This window comes from Bacteroides sp. 3_2_5 (assembly GCF_000159855.2).
In the GTDB taxonomy this organism is placed as follows: domain Bacteria; phylum Bacteroidota; class Bacteroidia; order Bacteroidales; family Bacteroidaceae; genus Bacteroides; species Bacteroides fragilis.
Genome location: NZ_JH636044.1, coordinates 3,028,565 through 3,054,858, shown reverse-complemented (window position 1 = coordinate 3,054,858; position 26,294 = coordinate 3,028,565). Strand labels below are relative to the sequence as shown.

General features: G+C 47.5%; 25 protein-coding genes, 6 tRNA genes, 1 pseudogene and 1 riboswitch. Of the genes and pseudogenes, 16 read left to right on the top strand and 16 right to left on the bottom strand.

The features are described 5' to 3' along the window. Positions 1-137 precede the first annotated feature (137 nt). The 3 genes from BSHG_RS05675 to map are packed head-to-tail and all read right to left on the bottom strand — an operon-like array spanning position 138 to position 2,993. Positions 138-884 (bottom strand): DUF169 domain-containing protein, encoded by a 747-nt coding sequence (locus tag BSHG_RS05675; RefSeq protein WP_008660466.1) that lies wholly within the window; start codon positions 882-884, stop codon positions 138-140. Positions 885-911: 27 nt separating this feature from the next. Next, positions 912-2,138 carry a DNA recombination protein RmuC gene (locus tag BSHG_RS05680; RefSeq protein ID WP_005793488.1) on the bottom strand — a complete coding sequence of 409 codons (1,227 nt, stop codon included), beginning with the start codon at positions 2,136-2,138 and terminating at the stop codon, positions 912-914. Beyond that, on the bottom strand, positions 2,139-2,993 hold the full coding sequence (gene map, locus BSHG_RS05685) for a type I methionyl aminopeptidase (protein ID WP_008660463.1): 855 nt from the start codon (positions 2,991-2,993) through the stop codon (positions 2,139-2,141). It lies immediately after the preceding gene. A gap of 826 nt (positions 2,994-3,819) precedes the next feature. On the opposite strand from map, the gene BSHG_RS05690 reads away from it, so the two are divergent. After that, positions 3,820-4,263: a hypothetical protein gene (locus BSHG_RS05690; protein WP_005788076.1), complete on the top strand. Its 444-nt coding sequence runs from the start codon at positions 3,820-3,822 to the stop codon at positions 4,261-4,263. Between the two features lie 22 nt (positions 4,264-4,285). Continuing rightward, the gene (locus BSHG_RS05695; RefSeq protein ID WP_005788073.1) at positions 4,286-4,690 is read left to right on the top strand and encodes a hypothetical protein; all 405 of its coding nucleotides are present in this window, start codon (positions 4,286-4,288) and stop codon (positions 4,688-4,690) included. A 162-nt stretch (positions 4,691-4,852) separates the two neighbouring features. Here BSHG_RS05695 and BSHG_RS05700 read toward each other — a convergent pair whose 3' ends face one another. Both BSHG_RS05700 and rlmD read right to left on the bottom strand, forming a co-directional pair. Next, positions 4,853-5,770: an RluA family pseudouridine synthase gene (locus BSHG_RS05700; protein WP_005788072.1), complete on the bottom strand. Its 918-nt coding sequence runs from the start codon at positions 5,768-5,770 to the stop codon at positions 4,853-4,855. Between the two features lie 10 nt (positions 5,771-5,780). Then, positions 5,781-7,199 (bottom strand): 23S rRNA (uracil(1939)-C(5))-methyltransferase RlmD, encoded by a 1,419-nt coding sequence (gene rlmD, locus BSHG_RS05705; RefSeq protein WP_005788070.1) that lies wholly within the window; start codon positions 7,197-7,199, stop codon positions 5,781-5,783. Positions 7,200-7,465: 266 nt separating this feature from the next. Here rlmD and ppdK point away from each other — a divergent pair, with 266 nt between their 5' ends. The 3 genes from ppdK to BSHG_RS05720 all read left to right on the top strand — a co-directional run bounded on the left by ppdK (position 7,466) and on the right by BSHG_RS05720 (position 11,682). Then, positions 7,466-10,186, top strand: a complete 2,721-nt coding sequence (ppdK, locus tag BSHG_RS05710; protein WP_005788068.1) for a pyruvate, phosphate dikinase — start codon at positions 7,466-7,468, stop codon at positions 10,184-10,186. A gap of 212 nt (positions 10,187-10,398) precedes the next feature. Beyond that, positions 10,399-10,968: a porin family protein gene (locus BSHG_RS05715; RefSeq protein WP_005788064.1), complete on the top strand. Its 570-nt coding sequence runs from the start codon at positions 10,399-10,401 to the stop codon at positions 10,966-10,968. Positions 10,969-11,169: 201 nt separating this feature from the next. Then, positions 11,170-11,682 carry an outer membrane beta-barrel protein gene (locus BSHG_RS05720; protein ID WP_005788062.1) on the top strand — a complete coding sequence of 171 codons (513 nt, stop codon included), beginning with the start codon at positions 11,170-11,172 and terminating at the stop codon, positions 11,680-11,682. Positions 11,683-11,759: 77 nt separating this feature from the next. Here the strand turns inward: BSHG_RS05720 and BSHG_RS05725 are convergent, their stop codons facing one another. The 9 genes from BSHG_RS05725 to BSHG_RS05760 all read right to left on the bottom strand — a co-directional run bounded on the left by BSHG_RS05725 (position 11,760) and on the right by BSHG_RS05760 (position 19,335). Then, entirely contained in the window at positions 11,760-12,368 is a 609-nt protein-coding gene (locus tag BSHG_RS05725; protein WP_005788060.1) for a thiamine phosphate synthase, read from the bottom strand. A gap of 61 nt (positions 12,369-12,429) precedes the next feature. Beyond that, complete coding sequence (locus BSHG_RS05730) at positions 12,430-13,131, bottom strand: HesA/MoeB/ThiF family protein (RefSeq protein ID WP_005788057.1); 702 nt, start codon at positions 13,129-13,131, stop codon at positions 12,430-12,432. A 22-nt stretch (positions 13,132-13,153) separates the two neighbouring features. After that, the gene (gene thiH / locus BSHG_RS05735; protein ID WP_005788055.1) at positions 13,154-14,278 is read right to left on the bottom strand and encodes a 2-iminoacetate synthase ThiH; all 1,125 of its coding nucleotides are present in this window, start codon (positions 14,276-14,278) and stop codon (positions 13,154-13,156) included. A 1-nt stretch (position 14,279) separates the two neighbouring features. Then, positions 14,280-14,834, bottom strand: coding sequence for a hypothetical protein (locus tag BSHG_RS05740; RefSeq protein WP_005793498.1), 555 nt, complete (start codon positions 14,832-14,834; stop codon positions 14,280-14,282). A 1-nt stretch (position 14,835) separates the two neighbouring features. Next, complete coding sequence (gene thiC, locus BSHG_RS05745) at positions 14,836-16,530, bottom strand: phosphomethylpyrimidine synthase ThiC (RefSeq protein WP_005815685.1); 1,695 nt, start codon at positions 16,528-16,530, stop codon at positions 14,836-14,838. An 85-nt stretch (positions 16,531-16,615) separates the two neighbouring features. Further along, positions 16,616-17,392 carry a thiazole synthase gene (locus tag BSHG_RS05750; protein WP_005788045.1) on the bottom strand — a complete coding sequence of 259 codons (777 nt, stop codon included), beginning with the start codon at positions 17,390-17,392 and terminating at the stop codon, positions 16,616-16,618. Between the two features lie 141 nt (positions 17,393-17,533). Then, positions 17,534-18,148 carry a thiamine phosphate synthase gene (locus tag BSHG_RS05755; RefSeq protein WP_008660451.1) on the bottom strand — a complete coding sequence of 205 codons (615 nt, stop codon included), beginning with the start codon at positions 18,146-18,148 and terminating at the stop codon, positions 17,534-17,536. A 3-nt stretch (positions 18,149-18,151) separates the two neighbouring features. Continuing rightward, positions 18,152-18,349 (bottom strand): sulfur carrier protein ThiS, encoded by a 198-nt coding sequence (thiS, locus tag BSHG_RS23340; protein ID WP_005788039.1) that lies wholly within the window; start codon positions 18,347-18,349, stop codon positions 18,152-18,154. A 70-nt stretch (positions 18,350-18,419) separates the two neighbouring features. After that, positions 18,420-18,512, bottom strand: a riboswitch (TPP riboswitch). Positions 18,513-18,717: 205 nt separating this feature from the next. Further along, positions 18,718-19,335 (bottom strand): superoxide dismutase, encoded by a 618-nt coding sequence (locus BSHG_RS05760; protein ID WP_005788037.1) that lies wholly within the window; start codon positions 19,333-19,335, stop codon positions 18,718-18,720. Between the two features lie 121 nt (positions 19,336-19,456). Between BSHG_RS05760 and BSHG_RS05765 the strand changes: the two genes are divergently transcribed. From BSHG_RS05765 to BSHG_RS05805, 10 genes and pseudogenes are all read left to right on the top strand, one after another. Next, positions 19,457-21,817: an ATP-dependent helicase gene (locus BSHG_RS05765; RefSeq protein WP_008660447.1), complete on the top strand. Its 2,361-nt coding sequence runs from the start codon at positions 19,457-19,459 to the stop codon at positions 21,815-21,817. 126 nt (positions 21,818-21,943) lie between these two features. Then, the gene (nspC, locus tag BSHG_RS05770) at positions 21,944-23,083 is read left to right on the top strand and encodes a carboxynorspermidine decarboxylase (protein WP_032497429.1); all 1,140 of its coding nucleotides are present in this window, start codon (positions 21,944-21,946) and stop codon (positions 23,081-23,083) included. Between the two features lie 130 nt (positions 23,084-23,213). Continuing rightward, positions 23,214-23,286: transfer RNA gene (locus BSHG_RS05775), tRNA-Gly, on the top strand. A gap of 25 nt (positions 23,287-23,311) precedes the next feature. After that, positions 23,312-23,393, top strand: a tRNA-Leu gene (locus tag BSHG_RS05780). A gap of 37 nt (positions 23,394-23,430) precedes the next feature. Continuing rightward, positions 23,431-23,514, top strand: a tRNA-Leu gene (locus tag BSHG_RS05785). A gap of 22 nt (positions 23,515-23,536) precedes the next feature. Further along, positions 23,537-23,609 (top strand) — tRNA-Gly (locus BSHG_RS05790). 65 nt (positions 23,610-23,674) lie between these two features. After that, a tRNA-Leu gene (locus BSHG_RS05795) sits at positions 23,675-23,756 on the top strand. A 7-nt stretch (positions 23,757-23,763) separates the two neighbouring features. After that, positions 23,764-23,836, top strand: a tRNA-Gly gene (locus BSHG_RS05800). 183 nt (positions 23,837-24,019) lie between these two features. Then, positions 24,020-24,321 (top strand): annotated as a pseudogene (locus BSHG_RS0220600) (type II toxin-antitoxin system RelE/ParE family toxin). Beyond that, positions 24,287-24,589, top strand: coding sequence for a helix-turn-helix domain-containing protein (locus BSHG_RS05805; protein ID WP_005793514.1), 303 nt, complete (start codon positions 24,287-24,289; stop codon positions 24,587-24,589). Before BSHG_RS0220600 ends, BSHG_RS05805 begins: the two are co-directional and overlap by 35 nt. A gap of 87 nt (positions 24,590-24,676) precedes the next feature. Here BSHG_RS05805 and BSHG_RS05810 read toward each other — a convergent pair whose 3' ends face one another. Then, a complete protein-coding gene (locus tag BSHG_RS05810; RefSeq protein WP_005803701.1) occupies positions 24,677-25,117 on the bottom strand; it encodes an N-acetylmuramoyl-L-alanine amidase in 441 nt (146 codons plus the stop codon). Positions 25,118-25,344: 227 nt separating this feature from the next. Beyond that, the gene (locus tag BSHG_RS05815; protein ID WP_005793518.1) at positions 25,345-25,824 is read right to left on the bottom strand and encodes an HU family DNA-binding protein; all 480 of its coding nucleotides are present in this window, start codon (positions 25,822-25,824) and stop codon (positions 25,345-25,347) included. A 243-nt stretch (positions 25,825-26,067) separates the two neighbouring features. On the opposite strand from BSHG_RS05815, the gene BSHG_RS05820 reads away from it, so the two are divergent. Continuing rightward, on the top strand, positions 26,068-26,294 hold a 227-nt coding region (locus tag BSHG_RS05820), incomplete at its 3' end, for a PD-(D/E)XK nuclease family transposase (protein ID WP_008660438.1).

Here is a 26,294-nt window from a genome sequence, read left to right as displayed (position 1 = left end):
TGTTAGTTGAATAACTAATAGTGTTAGTTGTTTGTTCTGAATGATTTATTGTCTTTGCGGTATCCCGAACCTTTTAATAGAAATCATGCGATATTCTGGAAGGAAGGTGCGATGTTTGTCCGCGAACTTCCGGAGCATTATGACGAACCCATTCTCTTTTTGATTACATCCCACGTTGCTGTCTTTAGGAAACTTTCTTCCATTTGTGACACCATACTCTTGAACTTGTTAAACGGAATGGCAAAAGACAAGAGATCGGGTTTCATACATTTGCGTGCAGAAGGGTCGAATGATCCCAATACCGCCCGATTGGTTCCGTCCAGTTGTTCCCGGTATGGATGATAGATAATAGAAGCACAGCCTGCACCAAAGGGAGCGATCACTGCATCAGGAGCTACATTGTCAAAACAAGCCAATGTGAACAGACCGGAGAGGATGTCGGCAGATACAAAAAAGATAACAACTTCCGGCATGTCTTCCGCTTCCAGCTTATCCCAACGTTTGAAGATCAGGTTTTCTCCCTTGACAGGAAGTACAGGCAACTGTGCCAGAGCGGCAGCTGCCAGCTCCGGAGTCTGCTTGTATCGTTCTCCCTCGCCCTGTTCATTGTGTGAAAGGAAACATTCGAATCCGGGAAACATCTTGTCCGTGAAGTTTGTGTACCGTTTTCCACCCCGGCATCCCACAGAATCCGCCTGCATGCAGAGAGTTTTTCCACGCTGTACCTGGGTCAACTGTGCAATGATGCACCGATGTCCTTTCGGAGCTTCCACTATCGGGAGATTTTGTGTATCTGCCGAGTATTGGAATGTTATCGGAAGTCCGGCTTGTGGAAAATAAGTATTCCACAAAGTAATGAACTGATTTTTAAGTGTTATTTCCATGGCTGTATACTTCTTTGTTTTTATCGGTCAGTCATCTTCTCCGCCATCGTCTATCGGTAATATTCTCCGGCTTTCCTCGTGAGGGAGTTCTTCGACCTGACGGAGTTTGCGTTCGATGGCGCGCGTACGTTTTCCCATCACTTCTTCCAACTGGTCACCTGCGCTTTGCAGATTCTTCTGGACCTTCTCAAGCAGTCCTCCGAATTTTCCGAATTCGGTTTTTACAGCTCCCAGTACGGTCCATACCTCTCCTGTGCGTTTCTGTATGGCGAGTGTCCGGAATCCCATTTGCAAACTGTTCAGGATAGCTCCCAAAGTAGTCGGTCCGGTTACTACAATCTTGTAATCCTTTTGTAGTGTTTCAACTAAGCTTGTCCGGCGGATCACTTCTGCATAGATGCTTTCGAAGGGGAGAAATAAGATAGCGAAGTCCGTTGTAAACGGAGGATCGACATACTTGTCGTGGATATCCTTCGCCATTTTTTTGATGGTTGTCTCCAGTTGGCGTCCGCACGATTCCATCAATGCGGCATCTCCGGCTTCGAAAGCATCGTAGTATTGTTCGTAAACATCTTTGGGGAATTTGGCGTCGATTGGCAGATAAACAGTGCTGTTGGCATCATCTTTTCCCGGAAGTTTGATGGCGAACTCCACAAATTCGGTTCCGCTTTTCTTGGTCTTGACATTCGCTTCATACTGTTCCGGACTCATCATCTGTTCCAGAAGTGCGCCTAGCTGGACCTCACCGAACGTTCCGCGCATTTTCACGTTACTCAGAACCTTCTTGAGACCGCCTACGTCTTGTGCGAGCGACTTCATTTCGCCCAGGCCCTTTTGCACATTTTCAAGTTGCGAACGGACTATCTCGAAAGATTGTCCGATGCGTTCGTTGAGAGTCTTTTGTAATTTCTCTTCAACCATCACGCGCATGTCGTCCAGACGCTTCTCGGTGGACTGTATCAGCGTTTCCTGCTGGCGTGCCATTGCGTCGAACTTTTGGCGTTGCAGTTCTCCGGTGGTCATCATGTTCTTATGCATGGCATCTTGCAGCTGTTGCAAACCCTGATTCAGGGTTTGCGTCATTTCCATGCGTAACTCGCGAATACTGCGATTCAACTCTTCCCGGTTTTCCTGCATTTGTTGGCGCAATGCCCGTTGCATCTCTTCGCTTTGTGCGCGATTGTTGCGGGTAAGTGTCAATGCGAGCAGTGCAACCAGTAAGGCTGCAATAATCAAGAGGAGAGTCAGTTCCATTTAATAAGTCAGTATTTCGTTTCCGGTTTCATTAATCAGAATCATATTTTCCCATTGTGCAGACGGCAATCCGTCGTCTGTGCAGACTGTCCAGTCATCAGCAGAGTCGACAAAGACCTCATACGTTCCCATGTTGATCATCGGTTCGATGGTAAAAGTCATTCCCGGAAGAATCAACATACCGGTACCGCGGCGTCCGAAGTGCTCTACGTCGGGTTCCTCATGGAATTTGATTCCCACTCCATGTCCGCATAAGTCGCGTACCACACTATAACCGTTCTTTTCGGCATGTTCCTGAATAGCCGCACCTACGTCACCTAAACGGGCCCAAGGCTGTGCGGCAGCTATGCCGATTTCCATACATTCTTTAGTGACCTGTACCAATCTCTGTTTTTCAGGGCTGACTTCGCCGATCATAAACATGCGTGATGCGTCAGAGAAATAACCATTGTAAATGGTAGAAACATCTACGTTGATAATATCTCCGCTTTTTAGAATTTCGGTTGAACTGGGGATTCCGTGGCACACTACATCGTTGATGCTGGTGCAGACGCTTTTGGGAAATCCTTCATAGTTTAGAGGAGCCGGAATAGCCCCATGGGATGTGGTGAAATCGTAGACCAAACGATCGATCTCTTCGGTGGACATTCCTTCACGAATATTTTCTGCAATGTGGTTCAGCAGAGCTGTGTTGATCTTTGCACTTTCACGGATACCTTCAATTTGTTCCGGTGTGCGCAATACCTTGCGTGGAGGAAGTTTATAACCTTGTTTTCTGTATTTCTGTATTTTATCTTCTATTTCATCCGGATAATTGGAAGGAGTAAACCGGACTCCTTTGATAAATTTTTTCATTTTACTATCTTGATTTTTTATTCGTAGTACAAATGTAGGGAATAAAAAGGGGAATGCGGTATTTTAGGAAAGATAATTTCGGGGAACCAGAGGTGAGGAAAAGTAATAAAGGCTAATTAGTCATTTTGTCATTTTGTATTTTAATGCTGCTCAGATTTGATTCTTTAAGCTCCGTATCCACTCTTGCGGAAAAAAACGCTAAATAGGAGCATTAGGGCGATTCAAGATGATGCCGATTATACGTTTTTTTTGTGATATGGATCGTTTATCGTTTCTGCTTATATTATAGTGCTGTCTGTTTTAACGATTTTGCATGTATCTGCCATCTTCTTTCGGTTGCTTCTCTTAGTACCAATAAATGGGAAAAGTGCTTTTATGCAGCCATATATCTCTTCTCTTGTCATGGAGTTAACAAAAGACTTGGACGAAGTTGACAAAAGACTTGAACGAAGTTAATAAAAGACTTGGAGGAAGTTAACAAAAGACCTAAACGATATTAATAAACGTCCGAGTGTTTTTGCATATTTATCTTCAGACAGCACTGAAACTGCATGTTATTTCTCTTTTTATTCATTTTGCTTTAAATAAAAGTTCTATCCGATAACTTTTGTATCTGAATAGAGTTAGCAATTTATCTGTAAATAAAGCAATCTGTAGTCAATTTCTTTTTTAAAGTTACTTTTTGAAATTCACAGTAAGCCACATGGAATACTTTCGATGCACATCGTATGGTTTTTGTTTGTCTGAAATGTTTTTATTTATCCTATTTCCTTTTTATTAGAAAACAATCCTTATATTTGTCCGTGTATTATTAATTTAATGACAAATGACACTTATGAAGACATTGAATTTTATGAAAACGCTATTCTTATTGGTAGCTATAGTAGGCCTAAGCTCTTGTGGTGACAAGTATTATTCAGATGATTATCTACGAAATAGCAATGCAAAGCTCTGTGGCAAAACCTGGGTGAATGATTCGGAGAAGAATGATGTAGACGAGTGGGTTCGGCATACATTGAAGTTTGATGATAACGGCCGGCTGGCAGAGACTTATGCCTATTATCATGTAAATGAAAGTCAGCCTTACCGCACGGAGACCAATAATCTGACCTGGTCGTGGATAGACGATACGATGGAAGGTATTGTTTTTGACTATGGAGTGAACGGGGTGACTTATTTCGATAACGTGTGGGTACGTGAGCATAATATGTCCGGGAAGCTGAACGGAAAGGTAGTTGTATTTGTCGATTCAAAATATAACAGAAACTAATTAGAGAAGGAGATAGGAAGAAATGAAAGGCTATTGGAAGATTTTACTGATACTGATGCTCGCTGTCGGGTTCGCGTCTTGCGAGGACGATCAGGGAGAGATTGAATATGTCATTACCGGGCGGGCATGGACCGGCGATGTAGGGATGAATGCTCATAATGGTGAACCCCTGTTCAGTACCTTTGAGTTCGGGAACGACGGTTTTGGAGTGGAGACCCAGTTCTATGCTTCAGACGGTCTTTTGTATGATCAGTTTCGCTTTCAGTGGTATTGGGAAGATTCTTATAATCGTAATTTAGTATTGAATTACGGTAAGAACGGTATCTCTTATATGGACGACGTAAGGATATACGGAGATCGGATAACCGGTGCCTTTTATCTTTCGGACGATGCCCGGGGATTTAACTTTGAATTAAGAATGGAATAAACTTATATCCGGCAAATATTAAATGAAGGTGTTTCATAATTCACCACAGATTACACAGATTTGCACAGAACGATTTTTAATTTACTGATAACCAATACTATTTATCTGTGTAAATCTGTGTAATCTGTGGTAAATACGAGTTTTGATACATCCCTATTTATATTATTTCTTCAGAAATAGCTTCTTGAATGTAGGAGGGTAAGGGGTTTCAAACTCCATTAGCTGATCTGTCACCGGATGATAGAAACAAAGTTTGAAAGCATGCAAAGCCAGGCGCCCGAGAGGATTGGGCCCACCGTCTATCCCATAACGTCCGTCTCCGATCAGAGGATGCCCCAGATCCTGCATGTGTACACGTATCTGATTCTTACGTCCGGTTTCCAATCGCAATTCTACCAGCGAGTAGCCATTGGCACGTTTGATGGTGCGATAGTGGGTGATCGATTTGGAACCGCCATCATCATAGCTGCTTGAGCTGACGTACAAGGTACGGTCTGTCAGCCAGGACACTACCGTGTCGCTGTCTTTCTCCATCTCGCCGGTAACCACCGCTACATAGCGACGGTCCGTCACGATGTCGTGCCAATGGTCACGCAACGTGTATTGTGTCTTTTCGTCTTTGGCAAACATCATTAATCCCGAAGTATCCCGGTCCAGGCGATGAACCACGTAGATGCGGTTTCCGCGTCCCGAACGACCTACATATTCGCTTAAAATATGCTGGGCAGTACGTTCTTTCTGCCGCTCTGTGCCAACGGAAAGCAATCCTTCCTTTTTCTCCACTACGATGATATAGGCGTCCTCGTAGACTATCTTCAGTAGCGGATGGCGGAATTCTTTCTTGTTCTTGTCCTTGCTGATAAGCACCTTCATGCCCGGTTGCAGAGGAAAGTTGAATTGTGTTGTGATCACATTGTCAACCAGCACGATTCGTTTGCTCAACAGAGACTTTAGCTTGGTACGGCTGGCATCGGGCATTTTGGCCGCAAGGAAATCCATTAATTCCATCGGTTCTTTCACCAGATAGCCGGTATATTGTGCACGGGCCTTCTCGGCCGGAGTTCGTTTGATTCTCTTCATATTCATTTTTTTATTTAAGTTCAAGCAGCACTACGTTTTCCACGTGATGGGTGTGGGGGAACATATCTACCGGTTGCACTGCTTTCACACGATATTTGACATCCAGCAACTGGAGGTCACGCGCTTGTGTAGCCGGATTACAACTAACATATACGATCCGTTTGGGTTCGGCAAATAAGATTACGTCTACCACATCCTGATGCATTCCCGCCCGGGGAGGGTCGGTGATGATTACATCCGGACGCCCGTACTGATTGATGAAATCCTGTGTCAGGATATCCTTCATGTCTCCGGCAAAGAACAGGGTGTTCTCTATTCCATTGATCTCGGCATTCACTTTTGCATCTTCTATGGCTTCGGGAACATATTCGATGCCGATCACTTTTCGTGCCTGGCGTGACACAAAGTTGGCGATGGTTCCGGTACCCGTATAGAGGTCATATACCAGTTCGTCACCTGTCAGTCCGGCAAAGTCGCGTGCCACCTTATAAAGATTGTATGCCTGTTCCGAGTTGGTCTGATAGAACGATTTCGGTCCCACCTTGAAACGAAGTCCCTCCATCTCCTCGAAGATGTGATCATTGCCACGGAATACGTGTACATCGAGGTCATTGATCGTGTCGTTACATTTATTATTAATAATGTATAGGAGAGAGGTTATTTCCGGGAATTGGTCGGCAACATATTGCAATAACTGCTTGAAGAGATCCATTTCATGCTCTTCCGTTATCTTGCAAATCAGAATCACCATCAGTTCGCCGGTACTCGAGGTACGTACAATCATGTTGCGGAGCATTCCTTCCTGCGAACGGAGATTGATGAAAGAGTAGTTGTGCTCGTAGGCGTAATCGCGGATCGTATTGCGGATACGGTTAGAGATATCATCCTGCAACCAGCACTTTTCGATGGCGAGCACCTTGTCGAATGCTCCCGGAATGTGGAATCCCACCGCGTTCATCTGGTCATATTTGACGTCCTGTTTCACTTCTTCCGCTGTCAGCCAGCGTTTGTTCGAGAAGGTGAACTCCAGTTTGTTCCGGTAAAACTCTGTTTTAGCAGATCCCAGGATAGGAGAGATTTCCGGCAATTCGATCTTTCCGATACGGCGGAGGTTGTCTTCCACCTGTTTCTGTTTGTATTTGATTTGTTCTGCGTAGGGCAATACCTGCCATTTACACCCGCCGCATACGCCATAGTGCTGGCAAAAAGGAACGGCACGTACCGGTGAGAGTTCGTGAAACTTCACCGCTTCAGCTTCGGCGTATTTATTCTTTTTTCTTTTTACTTGCAAATCTACCACGTCGCCCGGCACTACGTAAGGTACAAAAACGACCAGGTCATCTACTTTTGCGATGGCTTTTCCTTCGGCAGCCACATCCGTTATTGTCACCTTCTCCAGCAGAGGAAGTTCTTTTTTCTTTCTAGCCACAGTACTACTTGAATTATATTAAAATGATTTCTTTGAGTATAAAGCGTGAATCTATTAAATCACCATTCTACGCCATATTAATAAAATCTTTCGCAAAAGTAGGTATTTTTTTTCGTATTTCTCTATATGAAGTGAAATAATGCAGATTGCAATGTCGAAATTGCATTTTGATAGAAAGTTTTTCATATAAAAGTTTTCTGGTTTGCGAAATATCCTTAGATTTGCGAACAGAAAAGAATCACAACTAATAACTTTAAAATCGTATTATGGACAAAAAAAGAGTTTATACCTTTGGTAATGGACTGGCAGAAGGAAAGGCCGGTATGCGAAACTTACTTGGGGGCAAAGGTGCGAACCTTGCCGAAATGAATCTGATCGGTGTCCCCGTACCTCCGGGCTTCACAATTACAACTGACGTTTGTACCGAATATTACGAGATGGGACAGGAAAAGGTCGTATCTCTCCTGAAAGAAGAAGTAGAAAAAGCTATTGCAAATATTGAGAACCTGATGCGTTCAAAATTTGGTGACGTAGAGAATCCGTTGCTGGTTTCTGTGCGTTCGGGTGCACGTGCATCCATGCCGGGTATGATGGATACGATCCTGAATCTGGGTTTGAATGATGAAGTGGTTGAAGGTCTGACCCGTAAGACCGGAAACGCTCGTTTTGCATGGGATTCTTACCGCCGTTTCGTACAGATGTACGGTGACGTAGTATTGGGTATGAAACCTGTTAACAAAGAAGACCAGGATCCGTTTGAGGCAATCATTGAAGAAGTGAAACATGCCAAAGGCGTGAAGCTGGACAACGAGCTCGAGGTGGAAGATCTCAAGGAACTCGTGAAGAAATTTAAAGCTGCCGTAAAGGCACAAACAGGCAAGGACTTCCCGACTTGTGCATACGAACAGCTTTGGGGAGCTATCTGCGCTGTGTTCAATTCATGGATGAACGAACGTGCCATCCTGTACCGTAAGATGGAAGGAATTCCCGATGAATGGGGTACTGCCGTAAGTGTTCAGGCAATGGTGTTCGGTAACATGGGCGATACTTCCGCTACAGGTGTATGCTTCTCCCGTGATGCCGCTACGGGCGAGGACCTCTTCAATGGTGAATATCTGATCAATGCACAAGGTGAAGACGTGGTTGCGGGTATCCGTACTCCGCAGCAGATCACTAAGATCGGTTCCCAGCGTTGGGCTCAGCTTGCCGGTGTGAGCGAAGAGGAACGTGCATCAAAATATCCTTCTATGGAAGAGGCTATGCCGGAGATCTACAAGCAGTTGGATGAATTGCAGACCAAGCTTGAAAATCACTACAAAGACATGCAGGATATGGAGTTCACCGTTCAGGAAGGCAAACTTTGGTTCCTTCAGACACGTAACGGTAAACGTACCGGTGCTGCCATGGTAAAAATCGCCATGGATCTGTTCCGCCAGGGCATGATTGACGAAAAGACCGCGCTGATGCGTGTAGAACCCAATAAACTGGATGAATTACTTCACCCGGTATTCGATAAGTCTGCTTTGAAACAGGCTAAAGTGCTGACTCGCGGTTTGCCGGCTTCTCCGGGTGCTGCTACCGGTCAGATCGTATTCTTTGCTGACGATGCAGCCGAATGGCATGCTGCCGGAAAACGCGTTGTGATGGTTCGTATCGAGACTTCACCCGAAGATTTGGCCGGTATGGCAGTTGCCGAAGGTATCCTGACCGCCCGTGGAGGTATGACCTCACATGCAGCCGTGGTTGCCCGTGGTATGGGTAAATGCTGTGTTTCGGGAGCCGGTGCATTGAATATCGACTACAAGGCCCGTACAGTGGAAGTGGATGGTGTATTGCTGAAAGAGGGAGATTTCATCTCCTTGAACGGTAGTACCGGTGAGGTTTATCAGGGTAAAGTAGAAACGAAAGCAGCCGAACTGTCAGGCGACTTTGCCGATCTGATGAAGTTGGCTGATAAATATACCCGTCTGCAGGTTCGTACCAATGCCGACACTCCGCATGATGCCGAAGTTGCCCGTAATTTCGGTGCGGTAGGTATCGGTCTTTGCCGTACGGAACACATGTTCTTCGAAGGTGAAAAGATCAAAGCCATGCGTGAGATGATTCTGGCAGAAAATGCTGAGGGACGCCGCAAAGCTCTTGCCAAGATCTTGCCATATCAGCAAGCCGACTTCAAGGGAATCTTCAAGGCAATGGCCGGTTGTCCGGTGACTGTACGTCTGCTCGATCCTCCTTTGCATGAATTTGTTCCTCACGATCTGAAAGGACAGCAGGAGATGGCCGATACAATGGGAGTAAGCCTGCAATATATCCAGCAGCGTGTCGAATCGCTCTGCGAACACAACCCGATGTTGGGTCACCGTGGTTGCCGTTTGGGAAATACGTATCCCGAAATCACACAGATGCAGACTCGTGCCATTCTGGGTGCCGCTCTTGAACTGAAGAAAGAAGGAATAGAGACACATCCCGAAATTATGGTGCCGCTGACAGGTATTCTTTACGAGTTCCAACAGCAGGAAAGTGTGATTCGTGCCGAAGCAGACAAGCTCTTTGAAGAGGTGGGAGACCGCATCGACTTCAAAGTCGGAACCATGATCGAAATTCCCCGTGCGGCTCTGACTGCCGACCGTATCGCTTCGTCTGCCGAGTTCTTCTCGTTCGGAACCAACGACTTGACTCAGATGACTTTCGGTTACTCTCGTGACGATATAGCTTCTTTCCTTCCGGTTTATCTGGAGAAGAAGATTCTGAAAGTAGATCCGTTCCAGGTACTCGACCAAAATGGTGTAGGCCAGTTGGTACGTATGGCAACCGAAAAAGGCCGTGCCATCCGTCCGGACCTGAAGTGCGGTATCTGTGGTGAACATGGCGGTGAGCCTTCATCTGTTAAGTTCTGCCATAAAGTAGGTTTGAATTACGTTAGCTGTTCTCCGTTCCGTGTGCCTATCGCACGTCTGGCAGCGGCGCAGGCAGCCATCGAAGAATAACTTTAGATTAACTGGTTTGTGCGAGGCTACTCCAAGAGGGTAGCCTCGCCTTTTTGTATATATCTGTATGGTGCAGACAGAGCCTACAGGAGAGAAAAGCCGGCGGAAACCTAAAATGTAGAGTAAATATTTGTATAATTCAAATAAAAATATTTCCTTTATCTTATGAAACCTTACTTATTATATTTTTAACAAACTAAAATTACAGAATTATGAAAAGAAATCTTGTGTTTGTATTGTTTGCCCTCGTTTCGGTTGTGGGCTTTTCTCAAGTGAGCTGGAATGCCAAGGTGGGAATGAATATCAGTAACTTTACCGGTGATTTTGACATGAATGCCAAAGTAGGATTCAAGATAGGCGGTGGCATGGAGTATGGATTTAATGAAATCTGGTCGTTGCAACCCTCTTTGTTTGTATCTTCCAAAGGTGCCAAGAAGGACGAACTGAGTGTGAATGCTGTTTATCTGGAACTGCCGGTTATGGCTGCTGCGCGTTTCAAAGTAGCCGATAATACTAATATCGTGTTGAGTGCAGGTCCTTATTTTGCTTGCGGCATCGCGGGTAATTCCAAAGTAGATCTGGGCAAAGGGCGCTTGGAAGTCGATACCTTTGGTGACGACGGTCTGCTGAAACGTGGCGATGTAGGTCTTGGTATCGGTGTTGCCGCGGAGTTTGGCAAGATTATCGCAGGGCTTGACGGTCAGTTCGGGTTTGTCGATGTCATGGACAACGTAAATGGTAAGAATCTGAATCTTTCTATTAGCGTAGGTTATAAGTTCTGAGGGAAACCGGTAAATATTTAAATAGAAAAGCCGCTGTAAATCAATTACAAGCGGCTTTTTTCATTTTGCTCTCCGGTGAATAATGATCGAAATAGTTGTTTAATTAATGAATATGATATACTTTTGCGCCCCGAAACAAAAGTGAAATTATTCTTTTGTTTGTTTTCAAAATAGGTGTATTTAATTAAAACTACTAAGAAGATGAAAAAGATTGTATTGTTTTTATTTGTTGCTATTGCAACTTTATCTGTTAAGGCACAAGACCTTTACATGGGAGGTACCGTAGGTTTGTGGCGTAATGATGATGCCAATACCACTTCCTTTAAACTGGCTCCGGAGATCGGATACAACCTGAGCGAACAATGGGCATTGGGCGTTGAGCTTCAGTTCAACCATGAATACAAGGAGCATATCTCGACAAACACATTTGCCATTGCTCCTTACGCACGTTTTTCTTATTATGAAAACAAGATCGTACGTCTGTTTGTCGACGGCGGATTTGGTTTTGCTACCACTAAGGTGAAAGATGGCGGTGATGCTGTAAACGGTTTCGAGATCGGTCTGAAACCGGGTATCGCTATCAAGTTGAACCAGCATTTCAGCCTGGTTGCCAAATGTGGCTTCCTGGGATATAAGGACGACTACATGGGTAACGGTTTTGGCTTTAGCGCAAGCAGTGAAGACCTTACATTCGGATTCCATTACGAATTTTAATCAAATAGGTTTCAACGAAATAGGGTGATCTCCGCAAGGAGAATCACCCTATTTTATTTTGTCTGTTGTCGTTTCGTTCAGTCCGCCATTCTTTTCAGCTTCTTGAAGTGTTCTATCACTGCCAGGTAATCCTGGTCGGAGCAAGCGTCGAATTTGCCCCATAAATCTCCTAAAACTACTGCACCTCCGAATCCGAAATCTTTCACTTCCAGTATGTTATCCGGCGTAATACCTCCCAAAGCCATCACCTTGTTGTCAATGATCTTGTCTTTGGCTGCCAGGCGCAGTTCTTCGGCTGTATAGGGTGAGTTATATCCCTCTTTCGAGATACTGTCATAAACCGGGCTCATGAATACATAATCATAAAAGTGCTTTTTATTCTTCACTTCCTCCACCGAGTGACACGAACAACTGATATGTCCCGAATAGTCATGCGGTTCTTTGGGATTTCGTGCATTCAGATGAATTCCCATCAAGTTGAATTCTTCTTTCAGATAGAAGTGTTCGTGCGTGACAATCCGTTTGTGGTATTTCTCCGGAATCAGTGTCAACAGGCGCTCTGAATACATAGCCGGTGTTTCCGGTTTTCTGAGATGCAGAATATCCAGTCCCTCTTCAAAAAGAGCAGTGATAATCTTATCTTCTTCTACAAAGAAAGTAGGCGTCGTTACTACGATAAGTTTCATTTCTTTTGTTAAACTGTTAAGTTTAGCAAAGTTACTAATTAACTTACTCAGAAACCAACCTTTATAGTGAAAATATGTTAGATTGCAATGTCCGCAAGTCAATTGTCCATAGTTTGCCTGCCAGGACCTCTCCGAATCCACAAATGATTTTGAGAACTTCGCATGCTTCCACACTGCCCGTTACTGCCGGTGTCACTCCGACCACCCCCTTGGGAGGAGGAGGCATGTGTAACATTCCTTCTTCGTCCGGGTAGAGGTCACGATAAGTTTTCCGTTGAGTTCCTTCTCCGTAGTTGAAGACGGACACCTGTCCTTCAAATCCGCAGATAGCACCGTATACATACGGTTTCCCGAGCTCCGAACAGACATCGCTGAGTAGATACCGTGTTGCAAAGTTATCGCAACCGTCCACGATGATGTCATACTGGCCTATCAGATCACGTGCATTTTCTTTACTTAGCCTTCCCGGACAGGCATTCACTTTTATCTCCCTGTTGAGGGCGCTGATCCGCATGGAGGCACAGATAGCCTTCAGGTCGCCCACTTCCTCCTCCGTGTAGAGTATCTGCCTCTGCAGATTGCTGAGGCTCACTTCGTCGTCATCTGCCAACCCGATGGTACCCACTCCAGCGCCGGCCAGATAGAGGGCGATGGGAGAACCGAGTCCTCCCACGCCTACAATCAGTACTTTGGCAGCTTTTAGCTTTAGCTGTCCTACTTCTCCTATTTCCGGAAGCATGGTTTGTCTGCTGTATCTTTCCATAAATTCCCTTTTATTTCAGTTATCAGCATTGGGGTAGCGTCAGCGCCGTGTCCCAGTCTTTGTATACCGGTATCCGCCCCAGCGACCGTAGTGCTGCATCCACCTCCACGGCTTTCCGCTCGTCGCTTACGTGAAACTGTTCCAGTGCTTGCGGATAGGTAAAGTATCCTCCCGGTTCCGTTTTGCTTTCTGCACTCATGGTGGTCACTCCGAGCGTAGCCATGTGGTTACGGAAGGCTGCGCTTTCGCGGGTAGAGTAGGAGATGTCTACATCATGGTCGAAGATGCGCATCGCAAAAGTCACTTGTGCCAACTCACGGTCGTTCATCACCACATTGGGCTGGAAGCCTCCGTTTTCCGACGGGCGCATGCGGGGGAAGTTGACACTATATTTCGTTTTCCAATAATGCTTCTGCAAGTAGCGGAGATGATAGGCCATCATGGTGATATCCGTTCTCCATTCCTCCAGTCCGATCAGTACGCCCATTCCTATCTTGTGTACTCCGGCCTGTCCCATGCGGTCGAATCCGTTGACCCTCCATTCGAATTTAGACTTCATGCCGCGGGGGTGGTAGATGTTGTAATTGGCTTTGTTATACGTCTCCTGAAAGCAGATGACCCCGTTCAGACCTGCATGTGTAAGTCGTTCATATTCTTCTGCTTTAAGTGGCATTACTTCAATCTGAAGGTTAGCAAAGTAGGGCTTTGCCAGCAAGAGGGCACGTTCGATGTAGTCCACTCCGGCTTTGGCAGGATTCTCGCCTGTCACCAGCAACAGATTCTCAAAGGGGGCCAGCTTTTTGATCGCCTTGTACTCGTTCACCATCTCTTCTTCCGTAAGGATGGTACGCTTCATCGGGTTGTTGTGGTTAAAGCCGCAGTATACACACGAGTTTGTACAAGAATTTGTAATATAGAGAGGCACGAACATCGAGATTGTTTTTCCGAAGCGTTCCATCGTATACTTCCGGCTGAGACGTGCCATCGTCTCCAGATATGGAGCGGCAGCCGGCGAAATCAATGCCATAAAATCATTTACATCGCAGTGTTCCTTCGACAATGCGCGGCGCACATCAGCGTCAGTTTTGGAATAGATGGCTTTAGTCGTCTCTTCCCAGGAAATCTTTTCTAATTCATCTGAAAACATTTTATTTTTTCTTTTTATTCTTCTGGTTAATCTTCTTCAATGTGTTCCGTACAGCCGATTTTACGGCGGTCGAATACATTTCCGTCTCTGTACTCTCCAGTATGGTACGCAACTCATACAGCAACTCCGGCTCGGGCTCGCACAGGCGGTAAGCCATTCGGATGGCGAGCGATTGCACGCCGATACTCTCTTGGGGCGACAGCATGGCGTCCAGGCAGAAGTTGAGCAGAGCCACGGAAGGCACCTTCGTTGCGGGTGCATGGTAGAGTATGGAAAGAAGCAGTCGTTTCGAGCCATCGTGCCCGCAGGACATCAACCTTCCGGTCAGCTCTTCCCTGAAAGGGATCAGCCACTCCGGCTTCTGCCTGCACAGTTTGTCGCATATCCATAAGGCCCGCCAGGACACCAATAATTTATCGTCCGACGTCAGCCGGTAAATGTTGTCGAAGTTCTCCGGTCGATCCAGGATTTCTTTTACAATCCGGTCCGTCTCCAGTTGGGAGATAGGCACATCGAGTGCTTTCCGGTATTCCGCTGTCCTTTCCGTTACGGTCATCCTATTTTTGTTTTTGAGTTTTCTTCAGATCGCGGCTCAGTCGCATCGCGCAGAAATTCGGTCCGCACATGGTGCAATACTCTCCGTCGGTATGCCGTCCGGCATGGAAGTAAGAGAATGCACGTTCCGGATCGAGCGACAGGTCGAACTGGTCTTTCCACCGGAATTCGTACCGGGCTTTGCTCAGTGCGTTGTCGCGTACCTGTGCCCCCGGGTGTCCTTTGGCCAGATCGGCCGCATGGGCGGCTATTTTATAAGTGATTACTCCCACGCGTACATCTTCTTTATCGGGCAGGGCGAGGTGCTCTTTAGGGGTCACATAGCATAGCATAGCTGTTCCCAGCCATCCTATTTGTGCCGCTCCGATAGCCGAAGTGATGTGGTCGTATCCCGGAGCGATGTCCGTCACCAGCGGGCCGAGCGTATAGAACGGGGCATTGTGGCATTTTTCAATCTGGCGTTCCATGTTTTCGCGTATCTTGTGCATCGGCACATGTCCCGGTCCTTCGATAAATGCCTGTACGTTTTTCTCCCAGGCGCGCACCACCAGTTCGCCCATTGTGTCGAGCTCGGCAAATTGCGCTTCATCATTGGCGTCGTGGGTCGATCCGGGCCGTAGGCCGTCACCGAGCGATACTGCGACATCGTATTGTGCCAGGATGTCGCAGATGTCATCGAAGTGTTCGTAAAGGAAGCTTTCCCGGTCGTGCACCAGGCACCATTTGCTCATGATACTTCCGCCTCGGGATACGATGCCGCAGAGGCGTTTTTCCGCCAGGTGCACATTATGCCGGCGGATGCCCGCATGGATGGTGAAGTAGTCCACTCCCTGCTCACACTGCTCGATCAGTGTGTCGCGATACAGTTCCCAGGTCAGGTCCTCTACCTTTCCGTTTACCTTTTCCAGAGCCTGGTAGATAGGTACGGTCCCCACCGGAACGGGACAGTTGCGGATGATCCATTCCCGCGTTTCGTGTATGTTCTCTCCGGTCGAAAGATCCATCAATGTGTCTCCTCCCCATTTACAGCTCCACATTGCTTTCTCCACCTCTTCGTCTATGCTCGAGGTAGTGGCGGAGTTGCCGATGTTGGTATTGATTTTCACCAGGAAGTTGCGGCCTATAATCATAGGTTCGGCTTCGGGATGGTTGATGTTGGCAGGCAGCACCGCCCGTCCTTCGGCTATTTCCTGACGTACGAATTCGGGTGTGATATGGGTCTCGATGCCCAGTTCTTCGCAGTTCATATTCTCACGGATAGCCACATATTCCATTTCGGGAGTGACAATGCCCTGTTTGGCATACGCCATCTGGGTGATATGCCGGCCGGCCTTGGCCCGGTAGGGCAGTGCGATATGTTCAAAACGGAGGTGGTCGAGGCTCCCGTCATCCCGCCGCATGCGTCCGTATTCCGAACTGATCTCGGGCAATTGTTCCACGTCTCCTCTGTTCAGTATCCATTCTTCACGCAGGCGCGGGAGGCCTTTTTTCAGGTCGATTTCTATGTCGGGGTCACTGAAAGGACCGCTGGTATCGTAGATGTACACATGCGGATTGGGAGTGATCACCTTCTTTTCTCCTTCGAAAGTTGTGCTGGGCACTTGCTCTACTTTTCGCATACCTACACGGATTTCGGGGAATAACTTGCCGGACAGATATACCTTCTCAGAGCGGGGAAATTTTATTCTTTGTTCCATACATTCGTTATTAGGATCTCTCAGCCCCGTATTCTTTTCCCGAAGAGTGATCGACGGGAGAGGGGCCGGAGGCGAGGTTATTGTTTTATTCGTTTAAAAATGCCGTTAGTGGTGAACTTGCTTCCGCCACGAACCCTATGGCCTGCATACCCAGTCCGGCCTCGTATGCCGTCCGTCCGGCTTCTACTGCCTGCTTGAAGGCTTTTGCCATTTCTATCGGGTTGCCGGCTACGGCGATAGCTGTGTTTACCAGGCATGCCGATGCACCCATTTCCATAGCCTCCGCCGCATGGCTCGGTGCTCCGATTCCGGCGTCCACCACTACCGGGATGCCGGCCTGTTCGATAATGATTTGCAGAAACTCCTTGGTTTGCAGTCCTTTATTGGTTCCGATAGGTGCTCCCAGCGGCATTACCGTGGCGGCTCCCGCTTCTTCCAGTTGTTTGCAGAGCACCGGATCTGCCTGGCAATAGGGGAGCACGACGAATCCGAGTTTCACCAGTTCTTCAGTCGCTTTCAGGGTCTCCACCGAGTCGGGCAGCAGATAGCGCGGGTCGGGATGAATCTCCAGTTTCAGCCAGTTGGTTCCGAAAGCCTCGCGTGCCATTTGTGCGGCAAACACCGCTTCCTCCGCGTTGCGTACGCCCGATGTGTTGGGAAGCAACTGAATGTGCGGATGTACAATATGTTTCAGCATGTCGTCTTCCGTGCTCTCCATGTCGACACGTTTCATGGCCACTGTCACCATTTCGGTGCCCGATGCCAGTATCGACTGTTCCATCCATTCGTTTGAGCTGAATTTACCTGTTCCCAGGAAGAGGCGGGAGTTGAATTCACGTCCCGCAATGATTAACTTTTCCATTTCTGATCTTGTTTTGAGTTCATTTCACCACAGGGTAACACGGAGTCTCACAGAGTTTTAAATTTCTTGTTTATAGAGTATTAAGAGAAAACCATCTCTGTGGAACTCTGTGTTACTCTGTGGTGAGTTTGATTCATTTCCTTATATGTTTAGAATTCTTTTTGTTTCTTCTATCGGGTCCGGTGCTTGCAGGATTGCTCCGGAGAGGGCGATGCCGTTCACCCCCGTTTCCATAATGGGCGGAATGTCTTCCGCCACGATCCCTCCGATGGCTACTACCGGTATCCGGATATCGGCCTCGTTCATCTGTGCCAGTATGGAGGTGTAGCCTTCGAGTCCCAGTACCGGGCTCAGATTTTTCTTAGTGGTGGTAAACCGGAAAGGGCCTATGCCCAGATAGTCGGCTCCGGCGGCATGATGCAGCTTTACGTCTTCAAAGGTGTTGGCCGTTCCGCCAATGATGAATGCTTCGCCCAGCATCTGCCGGGCTTCGCCGATGGGCATGTCTTTTTTGCCCAGGTGCACTCCGTCCACTTCCAGCTTTTTGGCCAGCTCTACGTGGTCGTCGAGAATCAGGATCGCTTCTTTAGCTTTACAGAGAGGTTTCAGTTGCAGTGCCACTGCCTCCACCTCTTCCGGCGATGCCTCTTTCATGCGCAGTTGGATCCATTTACAGCCCCCTTCGAGAGCCATGCGCGCCGATTCCAGATAGGAGTAATTCTCTGTTTGATGGGTGATAAATTGTAGGCTTAACATAGGCTATCCTCCGCAGGCTGCTTTAATCACAATCAGGTTATCATTCTCTTGCAGCCCGAATCCGTCCCATTGCGGACGCGGTATCATTCGGTTGTTGACGGCGATGGCTACACCGTTTTCGGGAAGTTGCAGTTGGGTGGCAAGCTGGGCCAGTGTGCTTGCGGTTGTTTCCACTTCTTTGTTGTTCACTTGTACTTTCATATTCGTATAGGTGTGTTTGGGGATAAATGAAAGTAAATACAAAGAGGGGTGCGTGCGGGAAAAAGAAAAAACGGAAGAAATACACAATCCCTTCGGCAGTACTAACTGCATCAGGTTCTTAGGGTATAATCTCAGCCACCGGGTGGCACCCCTTTGTCTTTACGGAGGCAAAGTAAGTGAAAAAGAAAATAAGAAGAAAGTAAATCGGGGATTATTTCATCGCGGAGTCATGCGGAATTTGTTTTCGCCCTTTCTCAAAACTCACCATAAAAAACACAGAGTAACACAGAGACGATTTTAAGTTGTTGATTATTAACAAAAAAAGACTCTGTGATACTCTGTGTTACTCCGTGGTGAAAAGAGTTAGGTTACAGCCGTTTTTCTACGACATCCCAGTCGATGATCTCCCACAGTTTGTTTACGTGGTCGGCACGACGGTTCTGATAGTCGAGGTAGTAAGCATGTTCCCATACGTCAAATCCCAGTAACGGTTTCAGTCCCGCGCGTACCGGATTGCTTCCGTTGGGCTCTTTGGTGATGTGCAGCTTTCCGTCTTTGTCAACGGACAGCCAGGCCCATCCCGAACCGAACAATCCTACAGAAGCTGCGTTGAACTCTTTCTTGAAGTTTTCAAAGCTGCCGAAGTCGCGTTTGATGGCTTCTCCCAACTTGCCTGCCGGTTCGTTCTTTGCCGGTTTCGGCGCAAATTGCAGGAAGTACAGAGTATGGTTCAGCACCTGTCCGGCATTATTGAAGATAGCTCCGTCGGGAGCCGAGGCTACGATGGCTTCTACTGTTTTTCCTTCATATTCGGTGCCCGGAACCAGGCTATTGAGATTGTTTACATATGTTTGAAGATGTTTACCATAATGGTAATCGATGGTTTGCTGACTGATTACAGGTTCCAGCGCATTGTTTGCGTACGGAAGTTTAGGCATTTCGTAAGTCATGGTCGTAAATATTAAAGACATTAATAATGTATTCATAAATTCAAATCTTTTATTTCATTTCTCTGAATATATAACAGGATATAGGGCCCAAATGTTCGGAGTTGTCCAAACTTTCCTCTATCTTTGCCCGTGAATAGAGATTTAACAGATAAATTTTATGCCCGACTATATCGAAGAACTTAATGAAAGCCAGCGTGCGGCGGTGCTCTACGGTGATGGCCCTTCGCTGGTCATCGCCGGTGCCGGTTCCGGAAAGACGCGTGTGCTCACTTATAAGATAGCCTATCTGCTCGAGAACGGTTACAATCCCTGGAATATCCTGGCACTGACTTTCACCAACAAAGCTGCCCGTGAAATGAAGGAGCGTATTGCCCGGCAGGTGGGCGAGCAGCGTGCACGATTCCTTTGGATGGGTACGTTCCATTCGGTTTTTTCCCGTATTCTTCGTGCCGAGGCGTCCCATATCGGCTTTACGTCGCAGTTCACCATTTACGATTCGGCGGACAGCAAGAGCCTGATTCGTTCCATCATCAAAGAGATGGGGCTTGACGAGAAGACCTATAAGCCCGGCAGTGTGCAGGCACGCATCTCCAATGCGAAGAACCACCTGGTGTCTCCTTCGGGATACGCAGCCAACAAGGAGGCGTACGAGGGCGATCTTGCCGCAAAGATGCCTGCCATACGGGATATCTACAGCCGCTACTGGGAGCGTTGCCGGCAGGCCGGAGCAATGGATTTCGACGATCTGCTGGTCTATACCTATATCCTTTTCCGCGACTTTCCCGACGTGCTGGCACGCTATCGCGAGCAGTTCCGCTATGTGCTTGTCGACGAGTATCAAGACACCAACTATGCACAGCACAGCATCGTGCTGCAACTGACAAAGGAGAATCAGCGTGTATGCGTGGTGGGCGACGACGCGCAGAGCATCTACTCCTTCAGGGGAGCGGACATTGACAATATTTTGTATTTCACCAAGATATATCCCGATACCAAAGTCTTCAAGCTGGAGCAGAACTACCGTTCCACCCAGACCATTGTCCGTGCGGCCAACAGCCTGATCGAAAAGAACGAACGGCAGATCCCCAAAGAGGTGTTCTCCGAGAAGGAACGGGGTGAGGCCATCGGGGTCTTTCAGGCTTACAGTGATGTGGAAGAAGGCGACATTGTGACCAATAAAATAGCGCAACTGCGTCGCGAGCACGATTATGAATACTCCGACTTCGCCATCCTTTATCGTACCAATGCCCAGAGCCGTGTCTTCGAAGAGGCTTTGCGCAAACGGGGCATGCCTTATAAGATTTACGGCGGCCTCTCTTTCTATCAGCGCAAGGAGATCAAAGATATCATAGCCTACTTCCGCCTGGTGGTCAACCCCAATGACGAAGAGGCGTTCAAGCGGATTATCAATTATCCGGCACGCGGCATCGGCGATACCACGGTGGGCAAGATTATTACTGCCGCCACCGATAACAATGTCAGCCTCTGGACCGCACTCTGCGAACCCATTACGTACGGGCTTTCCATCAATAAAGGCACACATACCAAATTGCAGGATTTTCGTGCGCTGATCGAGCAGTTTATGGCAGATGTGACCGTAAAGAATGCTTATGAAATAGGTACGGAAATCATCCGTCAGTCCGGCATCATCAATGAAGTCTGCCAGGACAATTCGCCCGAGAATCTCAGCCGGAAAGAAAACATCGAGGAACTGGTGAACGGTATGAATGATTTTTGTGCCATGCGTCAGGAAGAGGGGAACACGAACGTTTCTCTGATCGACTTTCTCTCCGAAGTATCCCTGCTCACCGATCAGGATTCCGACAAGGAGGGAGACGGCGAGAAGGTGACTCTGATGACGGTACATTCCGCCAAAGGACTGGAGTTCCGCAACGTATTCGTGGTGGGGATGGAAGAGAATCTTTTCCCCAGCGGGATGGCGGGCGATTCACCCCGTGCGATGGAAGAGGAGCGACGCTTGTTCTATGTAGCCATCACCCGTGCCGAAGAGCACTGTTTCCTCTCGTTTGCCAAAACCCGTTTCCGTTACGGTAAGATGGAGTTCGGCAGCCCCAGCCGTTTCTTGCGGGACATCGACACCCGTTTCCTGCAACTTCCGCAGGAGGCCGCTTTAGGCCGGAGCATCGACGAAGGGGCCGGCCGCTTCCGCCGCGAGATGGAAGAGGGGTATTCGCGCCGTTCGTCTTCCGAACGCTTCTCTGCCCGTCCGTCGGCCGACCGTCCGGAACGCGAACGGCCGAAGGTGCAGATCATCGCGCCGACGGTCCCCCGTAACTTGAAAAAGGTAAGTGGGACTACGCTCTCCCCATCGTCGGCTTCCGGAGCCGGCGTCGCCGGCGTACAGCCCGGACAGACCATCGAGCACGAACGCTTCGGCCTGGGTGAGGTGATTCGCGTAGAAGGTACGGGCGACAATGCCAAAGCTACCATTCATTTCCGTAATGCAGGCGATAAACAGCTGTTGCTGCGTTTCGCCAGATTTAAAGTAATAGAATAATTTATTCTCACCACAGAGTAACACAGAGCCGCACAGAGAAATTTTTCTCTCCTTAAGATCCCACTGATAAAAACTTAAAACTCCGTGAGACTCTGTGTTACTCTGTGGTGAACCTTGTAGTTGACTATGATAGATTTTACCCAATTCCCCTCTCCGTGTTATATCATGGAAGAGGAGCTGCTGAGAAAGAACCTCAGCCTGATAAAGAGTGTAGCCGATGATGCCGGAGTTGAAATCATCCTTGCTTTCAAGTCTTTTGCCATGTGGCGTTCATTTCCCATTTTCAGGGAGTACATCGGACACTCCACGGCCAGTTCCGCCTACGAAGCCCGTTTGGCACTCGAAGAGTTCGGCAGTAAGGCGCATACTTATTCCCCGGCCTATACCGAGGCGGACTTCCCGGAGATCATGCGTTGCAGCAGCCACATCACGTTCAATTCCCTGTCTCAATTCAGCCGCTTCTATCCGCTGACCGTGGCCGAAGGCAGCGGCATCTCTTGCGGCATCCGTGTTAATCCCGAGTATTCGGAGGTAGAGACCGAACTCTATAACCCGTGCGCTCCCGGCACCCGTTTCGGGATCACTGCCGATCTGTTGCCCGCCCGTTTGCCGCAGGGGATCGAAGGTTTCCATTGTCATTGCCATTGCGAGTCATCTTCGTTTGAGCTTGAGCGCACTTTGCAACATCTTGAAGAGAAGTTCTCGCCGTGGTTTTCTCAAATCAAGTGGCTCAATCTGGGCGGCGGCCACCTGATGACCCGCAAGGATTATGATACCCGGCATCTGACCGGCTTGTTGCAAGGATTGAAAAAGCGCTATCCGCATTTGCGTATCATCCTCGAGCCCGGTTCGGCTTTCACCTGGCAAACCGGAGTCCTCACCTCCGAGGTGGTGGATATTGTCGAAAGCCGCGGCATCCGTACGGCCATTCTCAACGTCAGCTTCACCTGCCACATGCCCGACTGTCTTGAAATGCCTTATCAGCCCGCCGTTCGCGGAGCGGTGATGGGAGAGGAGGGACCGTTTGTCTATCGTCTCGGGGGCAATTCCTGCCTGAGCGGAGATTACATGGGGGCTTGGAGTTTCGACCATGAACTGCAGGCAGGCGAACGAATTGTCTTTGAAGATATGATACATTATACAATGGTAAAAACGAATATGTTTAATGGAATTCACCATCCTGCCATTGCTCTGTGGACAGCGGATGGCAAAGCCGAAATCTTCAGGCAGTTTTCCTACGAAGATTATCGCGATAGAATGAGTTGATAATCAAAACATTTGTCGTTTGCCAAAAACACAATGCACATTTTCTTGAGAAAAAAGTGTTCCGAATGCTTGCAGATATCAAGAAAATGCCTACCTTTGCAACCGCAATCGAGAAACAACGGTTGCAAATGCGGAAATAGCTCAGTTGGTAGAGCATAACCTTGCCAAGGTTAGGGTCGCGAGTTCGAGTCTCGTTTTCCGCTCTCTTTGAAATGTTGGAAACCTTTTGCCCAGGTGGCGGAATTGGTAGACGCGCACGTTTCAGGTGCGTGTGTCGAGAGGCATGCAGGTTCGAGTCCTGTTCTGGGCACAAAGGTGAGAATAGTTCAAAGCTTTAATCAAGAATCGGAGAGGTGGCGGAATTGGTAGACGCGCTACTTTGAGGGGGTAGTGACATTACTGTCGTGGGAGTTCGAGTCTCCTTCTCTTCACATTCTGTATTAAAGTTGTTTTGCGGAAATAGCTCAGTTGGTAGAGCATAACCTTGCCAAGGTTAGGGTCGCGAGTTCGAGTCTCGTTTTCCGCTCAACAAGAACGTCGGTTATCTGTTCCTCTCCATTTTTTTTAACGGCAGGTTTCTGATTAGTCAATGCCCAGGTGGCGGAATTGGTAGACGCGCACGTTTCAGGTGCGTGTGTCGAGAGGCATGCAGGTTCGAGTCCTGTTCTGGGCACTACATTGCGGAAATAGCTCAGTTGGTAGAGCATAACCTTGCCAAGGTTAGGGTCGCGAGTTCGAGTCTCGTTTTCCGCTCAGAGAAAAAGGAAGCTGAATCATTTGATTCGGCTTCCTTTTTTTGTTTACTGTTTACCGTTGCTTCAAGATAACAAATACTCTTCAAGTTTCCCGGCCTGTTTTTTTTCTTTCGTGCAGGGCTTTCTTTCTGTGGAACAGATACGGAAGATACGTACATACGGAGGCTATTTTGAAGCCTTTATGGAAACTTTAACTGAGAAAGAACAGGATAGATTCAATACGGATTGCTTCTGCTGAAAACTCAAGAGAAAGTGACTAAGAAGTTTGTAAAGTCCATAAAAGATGGAATATTTGAGCTTCGTACAGAGTATGGTGGAAATATTTATCGTGTATTCTTTATCTTTGATGAAGGTCATATTGTAGTATTGTTTAACGGTTTTCAGAAAAAAACTCAGAAAACCCCAACGGTTGAAATAGAAAAAGCAATTAAAATAAAGGAGGAATATTATGCACGAAAACAACAATCAATTAGTGGACTATGATGCTGTGCTTGATGCTAAATTCGGTAAAATAGGAACCCCCTCACGCATCGAAGCAGAAGAGAAAGCGTATGCTTTCTATACCGGGAAAATTATAGAAGATGCTCGCAAAAAAGCTAAAGTGACACAAGCTGAACTTGCCCGACGTATCGGCAGTAACCGTTCATACATTTCAAGAGTAGAAAGTGGACAAACGGATCTACGGACTTCTACTCTTTATCGGATTATGAATGCTTTGGGTTGTCAAATAGAGTTCAATATGTCATTGTAACTGATAAACATAAAAGAGCCGTATCATTCTCAAAAGTAGAGTTGATATGGCTCTTTTTATTGCTGATGAAGGGTGTTAGGTTTCAGATTAAAAAAACGTTTTCACCTCAAAGCAAGGACATGCCTTGATCCATTCCTCCGGTTCTATCTCTCCGTTTCCGTTCAGGTCGGGACTCAGGTCACGGTGCCCGCATACCTTGCTTCCCGGGTAATCTTTCAGCAACACTTTTACCAGTACCCGCATCGAATGTTTTTGCCATTCTGTCCGGGTGTCTTTGGGGCGCCCGTTGCAGTCCAGCCCTCCTTCATAGCAGATGCCTATGGAGTGTGCATTGAATCCCTTGGCATGCGCTCCGATTCGTTCCACCGGTCGGGTGGTAACTATTTTTCCGTTCTTACGGATGTAGAAGTGATAGCCTGCTCCGTCGAATCCCCGCCTCCGGTGGCATTCTTCCAGGTCGTACTCCGTGAAGCAGCGGTCTTCTCTCGTGGCGGAGCAGTGAATCACGATCAGATTGATTTCTCTCATAGTTCCGGTTCTATTTTTCGGTGTTCCCCCCGCGGAGAAACATCAGGAACGCCAGGATGCATTCCAGTATTTTCTGTAATTTCTTCATCGTTTTTTGCTGTATTAAGTTTCGTTGTTTCACGGTTTTGCCACAGAGGACATAGGGTAACACGGAGTTTTGTTGAAAAAGTACATCCAATTAAAATATATATTCTCTGTGAGACTCTGTGCTACCCTGTGGTGCGGATTTATGCCGTCGGGTCATCCACAATATCTCCGCCTCCGCTACCTCCTCCTTCCGGGGCGCCTGCCGATACCAACGCGAAGTTTACGTTGTTCGGGCTCCGGGTCATGCTCCGGCTGGCGTTCACCAGTTTCATCGCCTTGTCGGGGATGAAGCGTACGTTTACCCTCTTGATATTCTTCACCGTGCATTCCTTTTCCGTTTCGCCGGGCAGGCAGGTCAGCGTCATGTGGAAGGTGCCCAGTCCCTCTATTTTCACTTTGTTTCCCTGGGTCAGCACCTTGCGCAACTGTTCCACCAATGCCTCGATGGTGTGCTTCACGTCGCCCGTTGTCAGGGCGCAATTGGTCTGGATGTCTTCTGCCAGCGCGTCGATATCCACAACTTTGGCTGTTCCCGCCTTCTGGCGGATATAATACAGCACGGGAGAGTTCTCCTGATTGACATACTTTTTGCGCTGATAGCGCTCTACTGATACTTCCATACGATAAAAAGTTAAGGTTTAGGTTAATAAATTTCTTATCTCAATCACTACGTAAAGATACGAAATAAAATAGGTAAAGTCAAATAAAATAGAAAGAATATATAGGCGTATAGTCAAGAAAACAGAGGCTCTGTTTCGTTGTTGCCCGACTCTCCGATCCGTTTCTTCCTTTTATTTCTTCCGCCGTATGCTTGGATAGTTCTTTTTTAAAGCTTATATTTGTAGGATAGATATTATTCGTATATGATGGAACAGAAAGACCGGTATATTCGTTTTGATTGGGCGGTGAAACGCCTGTTGCGTAACAAGGCCAATTTCGGTGTGTTGGAGGGTTTTCTCACCGTTTTGCTGGGTGAGCCCATCCGTATCGTCGAGATTCTGGAGAGTGAAGGCAATCAGTTGAATGAAACGGATAAATTCAACCGTGTCGACATAAAGGCGCGTAACAGCAAAGACGAGATCGTCATTGT